11 protein-coding genes are annotated in these 13,455 nt (G+C 42.1%); 3 read left to right on the top strand and 8 right to left on the bottom strand.

The features are described 5' to 3' along the window. The first annotated feature begins 24 nt into the window (after positions 1-24). A complete protein-coding gene (pdxH, locus tag KZA12_RS07140; protein ID WP_218689766.1) occupies positions 25-672 on the top strand; it encodes a pyridoxamine 5'-phosphate oxidase in 648 nt (215 codons plus the stop codon). Positions 673-833: 161 nt separating this feature from the next. Here the strand turns inward: pdxH and KZA12_RS07135 are convergent, their stop codons facing one another. From KZA12_RS07135 to KZA12_RS07105, 7 genes are all read right to left on the bottom strand, one after another. Further along, positions 834-2,162: an HlyD family secretion protein gene (locus KZA12_RS07135; RefSeq protein WP_373416595.1), complete on the bottom strand. Its 1,329-nt coding sequence runs from the start codon at positions 2,160-2,162 to the stop codon at positions 834-836. Between the two features lie 124 nt (positions 2,163-2,286). Then, a complete protein-coding gene (locus KZA12_RS07130; protein ID WP_218689745.1) occupies positions 2,287-3,978 on the bottom strand; it encodes an MFS transporter in 1,692 nt (563 codons plus the stop codon). A gap of 413 nt (positions 3,979-4,391) precedes the next feature. Further along, the gene (locus tag KZA12_RS07125) at positions 4,392-5,024 is read right to left on the bottom strand and encodes a glutathione S-transferase family protein (RefSeq protein ID WP_218689744.1); all 633 of its coding nucleotides are present in this window, start codon (positions 5,022-5,024) and stop codon (positions 4,392-4,394) included. A 32-nt stretch (positions 5,025-5,056) separates the two neighbouring features. Further along, on the bottom strand, positions 5,057-5,734 hold the full coding sequence (locus tag KZA12_RS07120; RefSeq protein WP_218689743.1) for a type 1 glutamine amidotransferase domain-containing protein: 678 nt from the start codon (positions 5,732-5,734) through the stop codon (positions 5,057-5,059). A gap of 143 nt (positions 5,735-5,877) precedes the next feature. Further along, entirely contained in the window at positions 5,878-6,936 is a 1,059-nt protein-coding gene (locus tag KZA12_RS07115; protein ID WP_218689742.1) for an NADP-dependent oxidoreductase, read from the bottom strand. A gap of 138 nt (positions 6,937-7,074) precedes the next feature. Beyond that, positions 7,075-8,286 carry an iron-containing alcohol dehydrogenase gene (locus KZA12_RS07110; RefSeq protein WP_218689741.1) on the bottom strand — a complete coding sequence of 404 codons (1,212 nt, stop codon included), beginning with the start codon at positions 8,284-8,286 and terminating at the stop codon, positions 7,075-7,077. 283 nt (positions 8,287-8,569) lie between these two features. Continuing rightward, a complete protein-coding gene (locus KZA12_RS07105; protein WP_218689740.1) occupies positions 8,570-9,196 on the bottom strand; it encodes a TetR/AcrR family transcriptional regulator in 627 nt (208 codons plus the stop codon). A gap of 558 nt (positions 9,197-9,754) precedes the next feature. Here KZA12_RS07105 and KZA12_RS07100 point away from each other — a divergent pair. Beyond that, a complete protein-coding gene (locus KZA12_RS07100) occupies positions 9,755-11,239 on the top strand; it encodes an aldehyde dehydrogenase family protein (protein ID WP_218689739.1) in 1,485 nt (494 codons plus the stop codon). A 131-nt stretch (positions 11,240-11,370) separates the two neighbouring features. Here the strand turns inward: KZA12_RS07100 and KZA12_RS07095 are convergent, their stop codons facing one another. Beyond that, positions 11,371-11,601, bottom strand: coding sequence for a hypothetical protein (locus KZA12_RS07095; protein WP_201622110.1), 231 nt, complete (start codon positions 11,599-11,601; stop codon positions 11,371-11,373). Between the two features lie 192 nt (positions 11,602-11,793). Here KZA12_RS07095 and KZA12_RS07090 point away from each other — a divergent pair, with 192 nt between their 5' ends. Beyond that, entirely contained in the window at positions 11,794-13,209 is a 1,416-nt protein-coding gene (locus KZA12_RS07090) for a DASH family cryptochrome (protein WP_218689738.1), read from the top strand. The last annotated feature ends 246 nt before the right edge of the window (positions 13,210-13,455 follow it).

Here is a 13,455-nt window from a genome sequence, read left to right as displayed (position 1 = left end):
AATGACTAAGGATAAGTTATGAGTATGGATTTCACCGATCAGCGTTTGTCATACGAGAAAGGTACTCTCGATCAACAGTCAGTGCCAGCTTCACCATTTGAGCTGTTAAAAAGCTGGGTCAACGAAGCCACTGACCAGCAAGTAAAAGAACCTTATGCGATGAGCTTAGCCACTTGCGGCGCTGACCAAAAGCCAAGCGTGCGTATTGTACTGATGCGTGAGATTACTGACAAGGGCGTGGTGTTTTATACCAATTATGATAGCGCTAAAGGGCAAGATATCGCTGAAAACCCTAACGCTGAAGTACTGTTCTTTTGGCATGAACTTGAGCGTCAAATTCGTATCAGTGGTCACGTCGCTAAGATTGATGCTGATAAGTCAGCTCAATACTTTCAAAAGCGTCCACATGACAGCCAAGTCGGTGCGTGGGTCAGTCAACCACAAAGTGGCGTAGTCGCTAGCCGTGCGCTAATGGAAGATAAGTTCGAGCAACTACAAAATCAATATCCACAAGGCGAAAAGGTGCCAACTCCAGCGTTTTGGGGTGGCTACGAGATTACTATTAATGAGATTGAGTTTTGGCAAGGGCGCGCCAATCGGGTACACGACCGTATTGTCTATAGTCATGATGCGGATAGTAATGATTGGACTACTAAGCGTCTATTGCCATAACTATTTAAGCGCTAGTTAGCCAATAGCGTATTTTTAATAATTTGCTTTTAATGATTTGTTTTTAGCAGTAAAAAGCCACTCTCAAGCCCTATTTTAATAAGGTTTATCGAGTGGCTTTTTATTACTTATTTTTACTAATTATAATCAATATTTTTCTACTTTTAGCGATTATCAGTACTAGCAGCATTACCAGCATTAGTATCGACATCCACTGAGACTGACATACCAGGACGCAACTGGGCTAGACCTGCTTGGCCCTGATCTAAGTCAATACGTACTGGGATACGCTGAGCTATTTTAATATAGTTGCCTGTAGCTGGGTTAGCAGCGCCAGCACTGAACTCGCTGCCAGTCGCCGGTGAAATATTACTAACATGACCTGTGAACTTCACCCCGCCTAGAGCATCGACGTGGACTATAGCCCCTTCACCTATCTTCATATTAGCTACTTGGGTTTCTTTAAAGTTGGCAATAATCCATACGCCTTTTGGCACAATATACATCAGCTGAGTACCAGCATTGACGAATTGTCCTACTTGCACACTGACTTGACTGAGCTGTCCAGCTTCAGGAGCGCTAATAATAGCATTATCTAAATTAATCTGTGCTTGCTTAGCTGCCGCTTCAGCATTTTTAATATTAGCATCTAGTGATGAGCGATTACCGCTGGTCTTCTTGCTGGCTTGTTTGGCGGCTTGTAGATTAGCTTGGGCTTGCTGGACGGCGGCTTGAGCTTTAGCCAGTTGCGCTCTAGTATGAGCCACTTCTGCCTTTGACACAGCACCGATAGAATCCAAACCTTGATAGCGATTGACATCTTCTCGAGCGCTATCAACACTCACCTTAGCACTATACAAGTCAGCCTCGCGCGCCTCGATTTGCGCCTGACTAGTACCAGTATCTTGCTCGTTGCTAGAGCGGTTAGAGACTGCTACTTCAATATTGGCCTGCGCCTGTTCTAGCTGCTGCTGAAAAGTGCGATCGTCTATCTTGATTAGCAGATCACCAGTTTTTACATTGGCGAAGTCTTCCACATTGACCTCAGTAACATAGCCTGATACTTGCGAGCTAATGACCGTAGTCTGACCTTTGACAAAGGCATTATTAGTCTGCTGAACAGTCGGGGTGAAAGGCGGTAGTTTCCAAGCATAGAGTATCAGTGCTACCCCAATGATAATCAGCGCAATCAATAAGCCTAAATTAAGGTAAGACTTCTTTTTAGGGGACCAACCTTCAGCACTAGGGATAGGCTCTTTAGGTGGCATTGGTGGCTGATCAGCTTCAGCGGTCACTGGCTCTGTGGTTGAGGAAACAGCAGCTGGCGAAACCTCATTAGGTTCTGCTGTTAGGTTATCGTCTTGCGTAGGTGTGATGACCGTTTTGCTGAGACTAGTACTAGGCTGTATGGGGGCTTTGGGCGCTGTAGCGTCAGTTGGCATCTGAGCTTGTTGGCCGTTGTTATCAGTGCCATTGGTTTTATCTGGGCTCACGACGCGCTCCTAAAAATTTGAATAAACATAAAAAGTAACTTCTATAGTAATAGGGTCTATTAAACATTAACCAATAGTCACTATTGATAGCTAGTAAGGCCAAGTATACCAACAGTGATTAGCGTTATTTTGGTTCACGCATTTTAGCAATGGCAGCCAGCTCTTTAGCCAATGGATTAATTTTATGATAGCGATAATATAAGTAATTAATCAATAGAATAATGACAGTAATAGTCGCTATACTGCCCATCAAAAAGAATAAATCATCATAAGCTGCGACCGTTGCTTGCTGCTGAACGCCTTGTAATACTCGTGCTACTGCGGCAACGCTTGCTTGTGCTGAATCCGTAGTTTGGCTCAATAAGCCACCACGTATCCCTGCCACTTGTCCCGCCAGCGCAGGATCGCCTAAATTTACAGTGCCAACCATATCGGCATAATGGACCTTAGTGCGAATGGTAGTAAAAGCCTGAATAGCAGCGGCACCAGCAAGGCCACCAATAGTTTGCGAGATACCAAAGATCACCGAAAAGCTAATGATGTAGGCTGGGCCATTAGCCAGCGCACGAAACATACCCTCAAACACCATCGGCCCCATAAAATAAATGGCGGCAAAGGCAATCATAAACTGACTGGCATAAAACATATAAGGCGCTGAGTTCACTGATACGCCGGTGTCTATCCAAGCGCCTAAAGCAATCAATGCTACCGCAAAGATAACCGGTCGGCGTAATTCCATCGCATTAGTACGAAAAACACTAATCGCTAGAGCTAGTACACTGGCTGCCAGTACCACTATATAAAAAGTAATCAATTGATCGTTGCCGTAGCCTAAGTTGGCTAATAATCCTGCTGCGCCTACGCTCTGCTCAGACAGCAAAATTCGCATGGTTGCACCAGTAATCATAAAAGCAATAATGTTGCGGCTACGCATCCAACGTACTTGCAGCATAGGATTTTTGCGATGCGTTTCGATCCATAGCGCGATACTAATAGTAATCACTGCGATAATAAGGGGATAACTCAGCCAAGGCGTGCTCCACCACTGAATCCTACCTTGTACGAAGAATACGCATAACGCGGCTAAACCACTAGCAAAAAAGGCAAAGCTCAAAATATCGAGTTTCTCAAATACTTTTTCGGTAATACCTGCTGGCAGCTCGAGAATATTCATTAAGCCAAAGCAGATCAGCGCTAAGCCTACTTCAAATAGAAATAGATTCTCTAGCTGACCATCGATAGCAAGGTAAGGGGAGATAATACGTGATAACGGAATACCTAGCTGTACTAAGCCAAAGCCCAAAATTAAGCCACTAATACGCTTAGCTGCTGGCATTCCTTGCAGACAATAAAATATCGATAGCACAGTCATAGCACTAGCGACCACACCACTAAAGCCCCTCGCCACGATTTCTAAATAATAAGAGTCAATTTGGATGCCCGTAGTAGTCGTTAATAGTCCACTACTCACTAGCCACTGCATGCTAGTGGCGGTTAATAAAAAGAACAAAGTAATTTTGCTAAACAGTGACATACCAAACTGCTGACGTATCTTGTATAGCAGTACGGTAATACAAGCATTAGTCATATTATAAGCGACCGATATCCAGCCACCTTCGACTGGGGTCAGACCCATTTCACCTTGAATTTGAGTTAGATTGGCTACCAATAGACCGTTTTGAAAGCTGGCGGTTAAACCAATAAAAATACCGATGAGCAGATAGAGTACCTTGCGAGGCACAGGATGATCGGGGGTAGCAGGCGAGCCCACCATAAACGGCTGTTCATGCGGCTTAAATTGATATTCGTTACTCATGAGGGTACAGAATTCTATGTAGAGAGAAGAGGTAAGGACTTAGCCGATCTTTAAAGCCAGCAAAAATACTATCAAAGTAAAGCTAAGACCCATTTAAATGAATAAGGACAGGACGGTGTACTGCCACTAGTTCCTTAAACTATGCGCCTACAATGATTCTATTAGACCGTTTTACTGCCACTTTAAAAACACGGTATTTTAAAAACGGTATTTTAAAAACGGTATTTTAAAAGAACGCTATAAATCCGCTTATAAAGCAATAGCTAACGAAAGCCTATCAGTGCCAAAGTCTAATATTTAACGAACTTTCGACTACCATACAAAAAATAGCCCAAGAGTCGCTTGAGCTATTTTATCATATTTTTAGTTAGGCGTTCACTTGCTTACAGTGGCCAGTTCAGGTTTAAACTCTACTATCGAGTTTCATCGTGATTAGCTTCTAGGCGCATTGCCCGTTGATAGCTATCGAGACTGGCAAGCTGTAGGGCATACTGTTTGATATGGGGGTAATTATCCAATTGCTTGCGCTTAGCGAGCATAATTAGATCAAAAGACAACATAAAATCAGCACCACTAAGCTTATTGCCGACAATAAAAGACTTACCCTCAACCATAGTGTTTAAGTAATTCAGCAGTCTATGTTTTTCTTCACTAATATAACTATCTAGAAAAGCGTTATCGACTATCCCTGATTTTTTGGTGAAGAGCTCAAGCAATAAAGGCACCATTAGCGAGCTTTCAGCAAAATCAATCCATTGTAAATAGTGACCATAGTCAGTGCTCGTAGAGGCTGGGCGCAAACAACGCTCTGGTGCAAAGCGTTCAATCAATAGCTGAGTGATAGCACCTGATTCTGAATATAACTCACCATCCATCTCGATGACTGGTGATTTACCTAGTGGATGCACCGCTTTTAAACTATCGGGTGCTAAATTAGTCTGCGCATTACGCTGATGACTAATAATCTCGTAAGGTTGGCCCAATTCTTCTAACAGCCATAAAGTACGCAGTGAGCGAGATTGGTTAAGATGATGCAGTCTGATCATGATAGTAGCCTTAGTTGCAGTAATGCTTTTTATTAACGTTGCAGTCTTGCGAGTAAGCGCTTGGCAGCTTCCTCTGATGATGCTGGATTCTGTCCGGTGATTAATAAACCATCTTCAACCACATAAGACTGCCAGTCAGCGACTTTTTGGTAGTTACCACCATTAGCTTTTAGCGCATCTTCTACTAAGAAGGGCACGACATCAGTAAGGCCAACTGCCTCTTCTTCTGAGTTAGTAAAGCCAGTAACGGTTTTACCTTTGACCAAATATTCACCGTCAATTTTGACATTCTTCAAAGCGGCAGGCGAGTGACAAACAAAAGCAACCGGCTTGTCTTGCTTAACAAAAGTCTCAATCAAATTGATAGAGTCTTTATCAACTGCTAAGTCCCATAATGGACCGTGACCACCAGGATAAAACACAGAATCAAAATCTTCAGCTTTCATATCAGCCAGTTTTTTAGTATTGGCAAGATGCTGTTGAGCATCAGTGTCGTCTTTAAAACGGGTGGTATCTTTGGTTTGCGTATCTGGCGTATCACTACTAGGATCAAGTGGTGGTTGACCGCCAGCAGGAGAGGCAAGAGTAATAGTTACTCCAGCGTCAAGAAAAGCGTAGTAAGGGGCAGCAAACTCTTCTAGCCAAAAGCCAGTTTTTTTACCAGTATCACCTAAACGATCATGAGAAGTCAGTACCATTAGAATATTCATATTTATCCCTATTTATTAGTTTTACTTATTTATATTTTTTTACTTATTGACAGTTAGTAATCAGTTTTTATAATAAATAATTAAAAGCCGACTACTAACCGTAGCTGTTTTTTACTGTAATTACTGATGAATAATGTTAAGAATTAGTTAACTTCAGCAACTTTTATTACTGTTTTGCCAAAGTTGTTACCCTCTAGCATGTCAAAGAACGCTTGCGGCGTTTGAGCTAAACCTTCGACTTGATGTTCTTTAGTTTTTACGGTGCCAGACTCGACCCAAGCACTCATAGTTTTTAGAAACTCTGGGAAATGGTCACCATATTCTTCAAAGATAATAAAGCCTTTGATCGTTAAGCGTTTACTGAGAATATTACCCATCAGGACGCTTAAGCGATTTTTACCATCTGGCAAATCAGTGGCGTTATATTGTGATACTAAGCCACATACTGGAATACGGGCATGAGCATTCAATAGGGGCAATACCGCATCAAATACTTTGCCGCCGACATTTTCATAATAGATATCGATACCTTTTGGACAGGCGGCTTTTAGCTGCTCGGCAAAGTCATCAGCGTGATGATCAATACAAATATCAAAGCCTAACTCATTAACGGCATAAGCACATTTTTCTGCTCCGCCAGCCACGCCTACAGTATGTAAGCCTAACTGCTTACCGACTTGACCGACGGTTGCGCCAACAGGACCAGTAGCTGCTGCTACTACTAAGGTTTCGCCTTTTTGCGGCTTACCAATATCGGTCAGACCCATATAGCCGGTAAAGCCTGGCATACCCAACACCCCTAAGCCGTACGAAGGGTTAGCCATATCTTTATCAAGTTTTAGTACGCCCTCGCCATCGCTGACGCTATAGTCCTGCCAGCCTGAATTCGATACTACTAAGTCACCAACAGCAAAATTAGCCAAATTAGACTCAACTACTTGCGCTACAGTTCCGCCCAGCATTACATCTCCTATCTGTAACGGGTCAGCATAGCTGGCAGCATCACTCATACGTCCGCGCATATAAGGGTCAAGCGATAAATATATAGTGCGCAGTAACATCTGACTTTCATTTGGGGTAGGAATACTACCAACAGCCAATTCAAAGTTATCGGCAGTCGGTGCGCCATGTGGGCGACTAGCCAGTTTGATTTGACGGTTTGTTTTGACGGTTTGTTGTTCAAATGGAGTATCAAAGCTCATGGTAAGCTCCTTATTTTATTTATAATGGCTGGTAATGTTTATTTAATATTAGTAGCTGCTGGCCAGTGAGCAGCTACTATTTAGTGCTTTTTAAGCCCCTATTAGTGCTTTTTAAACGCATAGTTTCAGGCTTTAGCGTTAAGCAGGGCTAGTTAACGCCCGCTCTAGAATACGGCGTGACACTGCTAAGTCATTGTTACCATGCTCACCCAGCTTGACCATTTTATGCACTTCTAACTGCTTGATGATAGGATCAATAGCCGACTGATCTAAGTCAGCGTCCGCTAGGCTGACTGGTAGTCCAAGCTCACGGAAGAAGTTTTCGGTGTGGACAATAGCCGCCTCAATAGTCGCCTCATCATCTTGTGCGGTATCAGAACTGATATTCCAGACATTACGTGCGTATTGCAGCAACTTATCTTTTTTGCTGTCCTTCAATTCACGCATGACAGATGGTAAGACAATCGTTAGAGTACGAGCATGGTCGATTGCATGCAATGAGGTCAACTCATGACCAATCATATGCGTTGTCCAATCCTGTGGTACACCAGTACCAATCAGGCCATTGAGCGCCATGGTTGCGGTCCACATTAGGTTTTTACGTGTCTCCAGATTCTCTGGATCTGCTTTAACCGCAGCGCCTTCTTCAATCAGAATTTTTAGCAAGCTCTCAGCAAAGCCATCTTGCACTTTTGCATTGACTGGATAGGTCAGATACTGCTCCATCACATGCACAAACGCATCAGCAACACCGTTCATCACTTGACGTTCAGGTAAAGTGAAAGTTTTAGTAGGGTCTAAAATAGAGAATTTAGGGAAGGTAAGCGGGTTACCAAACGGTAGTTTTGCTTGGCGCTCGCTATAGTTAATCACTCCGCCTGAATTCATCTCAGAGCCAGTCGCTGGAATAGTTAACACGGCTCCTAAGTCGATAGCAGAGTCAAGATTTCTACAATAACTAGTAAGGGCATCCCAAGCTTGTTCACGTGATACTGTGCCATCTTCTTCAGTAAGTGATGACACTAGCGCCACAAATTTACTGCCATCAATCACTGAACCACCACCGACCGCTAATAAGAAGTCAATATTATGCTCGTTGACCATATCAGCCGCTTTTAGCAAAGTAGTAAATTCTGGGTTGGCTTCAATACCGCCAAACTCAAATACTTGACGTTCACCATTTGCAGATAGAGCGTCTTTTACTTCATCTAAGGTGCCAGTACGTTGCGCTGAACCGCCACCATAAGTAATAAGTACGCGCGCATTAGTCGGAACTAATTCTGATAATTGTTTGATTTGGTTCTCGCCAAAGACGATGCGTACTGGATTGTAATATTGGAAATTATTCATAAGATTCCTAATGGGTATAAGAGTATGTTAAGTATTAAATGAGGGTGGTAATCCTCAATGGAGGTTATGCATATTGTTTGCATCTGCCCGCATTGTACATTAATTAGACCGGTCGTCTAGTAGTCATTTATTAATAGTTACAAAACTATCTTATAGACGCCTAACAAAACTCAGTGTTAAGTAGGGGTATATGAGCGTTACTATAGGTTAAGAAAATCTAATTGAATGCTAACAGGACTAACTATGAAAGGGTTGAGTAAATAGCTAAGCAAATAAAGCGCTACTAGCGCCCTATTTCAGTGGTAACCATTTGCCAGACTTCTGCTAATGGTGTATCAGTCTGACTGATTTTGGCGATCAAACTAGCACCCAACCAAGCGAAGTACCAACGCTTCGCTATGCTCTCAGCAGAGAGGTTGGCAGGGTGAGGCACGGAGTGATCTAGCCAACCGGCTTTAATTTGGGTGGCCAACCAGTTTATGGTTTGCTGATAGCCTTGATGTAATACTTTACGCATTGGCTCTGACATATCAGCAACTTCGGCGCTGAGCTTCACCACTAAGCATTTCTCATGATCACAGCCGTTCTGCTGAGTGTCATACCAGTTTTGGAAGTAGTCATAGAGTTTCTGTTGAGCGCTGCTGTCTTGCTCATCGATGATCTCTAGGCGTCTCTTATAACGAGTGAAATAGTAACTAATTATGGCTTCACCAAAGGCTTCTTTGGAGGCAAAGTAATGATAGAAGGAGCCTTTAGGTACCCCAGCAGTATCTAATATTTGCTTGATGCCGACAGCTGTAAACCCTTTTTGGGATATCAACTGGTAGCCTGTAGTCAATAGATGCATTTTAGTGTTTGACAGGCTAGTATCTGAGGCAAAAGAGTCTGGTAATATGCTAGTAGTAGACATAAAGGTTATGTCCTCCTTATTTTGTATAGTTAAAGCAGATAGTGATTGTTTTAATTATAAGCAACAGTAGTTGTCTGCAACAAGAAATCACTTTGAGACTTTGAGACTTTGAGACTTTTAAACTTTAAGACTTTTAAACTTTAAGACTTTTAAACTTTAAGACTTTGAGACTTTGAGACTTTGAGACTTTGAGACTTTGAGACTTTGAGACTTTGAGACTTTGAAAATTTTAAACTTTGAGTGTTATTAGTAAACAAGTTACGTTTATTCAACAAACAATAGTATGAATGCTGTCTTGTTTTTATAGCGTATATGGTAGCATTAGACCAGTCGTCTAGCAAGTCAGATTTAGTTATCCTGCTATGGTAAGCGCTGTGCTATGGTAAGCGCTGTGCTATGGTAAACGTCGTCATATTTTGTTTTGAGTTTTGGACTAGATATTCTCACCTTAAGCATTAGCGTTTATGACTCAAGCAAATAGCCTGTACTTACTGTTAATACTTGCTGACTATTAATATTTACCTAATAAATTTAATTTGAATAAAAATAGGAACCATTATGTCAAACAATAAGCCTAACACTGACCTTTATAGCGATTTTCAGCTACAGTATATTGCTGGTGAATGGCAGCAAGGTAAGGACGACGGTGTCAATACTGACACTAACCCGTTCAATGGTGAAACTTTAGTAGAAATTCAACAAGCCAATAAACACCAGCTCGATCAAGCTTATAAAGCTGCAGCGACTGCTCAAGTGCAATGGGCACAAGTAACGCCTGCGGAGCGTGCAAGCTTAATGCACAAAGTGGTCGATATTTTGGATCAACGTCAAGATGAGATTATTGATTGGCTAGTAAAAGAGTCGGGCAGTACACGTATTAAGGCGATGGTAGAGTTCAGTAGTGCTCGAGCGATTACCGTAGAAGCAGCTAGTTATCCCAATCGTGTCCATGGCGAGATTCGCGCTTCAAAGATTCCAGGTAAAGAGAATTTTATTTATCGTGAGCCTATCGGTGTAATCGCTGTTATTAGCCCATGGAATTTCCCTTTCCATCTGACTAAGCGTTCTATTGCTCCAGCCTTAGCGCTTGGTAATGCGGTAGTGCTCAAGCCTGCTAGTGATACCCCAGTTACTGGTGGTTTATTATTAGCCAAAATATTTGAAGAAGCGGGTCTCCCTAAAGGTCTGCTTAGTGTCATCGTTGGCGCAGGTAGTGAGATTGGGGATGCCATTGTTACCCATGATACGCCAAGTTTAGTCTCGTTTACTGGCTCAACGGCAGTGGGGAAACATATTGGTGAGCTGGCTAATAGCGGCAATTACATTAAAAAGTTAGCACTAGAATTAGGCGGTAATAATCCGTTCGTAGTATTAAAAGATGCCAATATTGACAACGCTGTCAAGGCGGCAGTGTTCGGTAAGTTCTTACACCAAGGTCAAATCTGTATCGCTATCAATCGCATTATCGTTGAAGATGAGATTTATGACGATTTTGTAGCACGTTTTCATGCTCATGTTAAGACGCTAAAAGTAGGTGATCCTAATGAGCAAGATACGGCGATTGGTCCTATCATTAATAAAAAACAGCTTGAGTCGCTAAAAGATAAAATTGCCAAAGCTAAAGAGTCGGGTGCAAATATGATCATGGGTGGGGAAATCAAAGGGCAATTGGTGCCACCACATATTTTCACTGAAGTGACTGCTGATATGGACTTGTCTTGCAATGAAATCTTTGGTCCGTTAGTCGGAATTATTCGTGCCAAAGATGAACAGGATGCTTTAGTTATCGCTAACGATACGGAGTATGGCTTATCAAGCGCCGTATTCACTGAAGATATGGAAAAAGGCTTACGCTTCGCTCGTGGTATCAAGGCGGGCATGACTCATATCAATGACATCACTGTTAATGATGAAAGTAATGCGCCGTTTGGCGGAGAAAAGAACTCCGGTATTGGCCGTTTTAATGGTGAGTGGGTACTAGAAGAGTTCACTACTTTGCATTGGATTTCGGTGCAACATACGCCTCGTGATTATCCGTTCTAAACCTTTTAATTAAACTTTTAGTATAAAAAAGACTGCCTTTGGGTAGTCTTTTTTTTGCAAACTTTGTCCATAGCCCTTTATTATAAATAACGCTCTTCTATTATGAATTTGCTATGTCATCACTTATAGCGTTACTTAGCATGGAAGCCTAACAAACCTTGTATCTCCTCGATAGTCATATGTCTAACGAGCGCCTGATCTTCTACTGATAAGCGGTTAGTGTGCTCTTTTATCATAGTATAAAGACTGCGGGCGATATCAGATGTCGAGGCATAATACATTTGTGGTTCTTCTTGGGTAAGTTTCATCAAAAACTTATCGATGATTTTACGTTTTTGAACGGCAGCGTGTACTTCAGTCATGGCAATCTCCTAGGTGTAGACCATTTAAGCAGTCAGTGTAAATATAGTCAATGTTTATACACAGTATCCTGCCAATAAAGGCTAGAATCGATAGAAGCATTAACAAGCTTTATGCGCTAGCTAGATTTTTAGATATTATAATTTAAATCAGCTGTTTTACTAACAGCGTTCGAGCCTTTGGGAACTTAAAATATGTTAAATCAGCCTGTTGATACCCTATTGAATACTTTAGCTGCTGACGGCTTAGGACAAAAAGTGGTCTTAGTATTATTTCATAATGATCTACGCCTAAATGACAATGCTACTCTGCAAAGCGCTGCGCAGTTAGCGAGCTCTACTGATGGGCGCTTGATATTAGCTTATGCGCAAGGATTGTTAAATACCCGCAATCAAAACAACTGGAGTCAAGCCTATTATTTTGATGATATGGGCGCGGCCCGCCAGCAGTTTTTGCTTGAGAGTTTGGCGGATCTAGATCAGACGTTACAGCGCCTCGGTAATAGATTGCTATATCTAAAAAATAGTCATCTAAACTTAGAGTCAGAGTCAGAGTCAGATAGTTTTAGTCAGCTATGCCAGCTAATTGAAGCGCAACAAGTCACTGATATTTGCATTAGTCAAACAGCTGACTACGCCCAGAACCAAGCTTATCAGGCATTACAGACTAAATATGCGCAGATAAAATGGCACAGTCATGCAACTACTACTTTGTTTGCAGTTATGCCTACTGAAGACTTGCCGCCAAGCTTTACCCAGTTCCGCAAAAAAGTTGAAGACCAGCATAATTTATTGACTGCTGCAAAAGATATTGCTATTAGCCCGACAGCAACAGCGCTGCCCCCACTACCGGAGGCTATGATTACTAGCACAGCGACCAATAAGCAGTGGCTCTTTGACCCGCAAAGCTCTGTTACTCAAATCTTTGACCATCAAGCGTCAGCTGAATTTAGAGGCGGCGAATCTAACGCTATACTTCACCTAAATACTTACTTTGATTCTGACGCCCCTAGCACTTATAAGACCACTCGTAATGCCCTAGATGAGTGGACGCACTCTACCAAGTTTTCAGCTTGGCTCGCTAATGGTTCGTTGTCGGTTAAGGTATTGCTCAATCGTTTACGTCAGTATGAGCGTGAGGTGATAGCTAATGGCTCAACTTATTGGATATGGTTTGAGCTCTTATGGCGTGAGTACTTTTATTGGTATGCTGTGGTCCATCAAAAAAATCTATTCTTGTTGCAAGGGATTGCCCAGCATAAGCCGACGACGACTTTTAATAATAAGCGTTTAGTACAATGGCAAAATGGCCAAACCGCTTATCCTATCGTTAATGCTTGTATGAAACAGCTGAACCATACTGGCTATATGTCTAATCGTGGTAGACAAATAGTAGCTAGCTGCTTTATTCATGAGTTGGGTCTCGATTGGCGCTATGGGGCCACTTATTTTGAGCAGCAGCTAATTGATTACGATGTCGGCAGTAACTGGGGTAATTGGCAATATTTGGCTGGAGTAGGGGCAGACCCTAGAGGTTGTAGACAGTTCAATCTAAAAAAACAAAGCCAGCAGCATGACCCCAAAAATGAATTCATTGATAAATGGACTTGATGGATAAGATAATTATTTAAATAGTTATCTAAGGTTTACCATAACCTCAGCAACCCAAAGCCGAGTTAGTAAAGGGCAGCATTAATAAAATACGCTATAGTCGATACCGAATATAATAGATACCTCACTTTATTAGGCGAGACTGGATGAGTTTTTTGGCTTGCTATGCCTATGCCGACAGAGGCTGCAAAAAACTGATCTCAATCTCGCTGTATCGTTTTACCATGAACTAACTATATCAATAAA

The organism is Psychrobacter sp. BF1 (assembly GCF_019279065.1).
Lineage (GTDB): Bacteria > Pseudomonadota > Gammaproteobacteria > Pseudomonadales > Moraxellaceae > Psychrobacter > Psychrobacter urativorans.
This window is presented reverse-complemented; position numbering and strand designations above follow the sequence as displayed.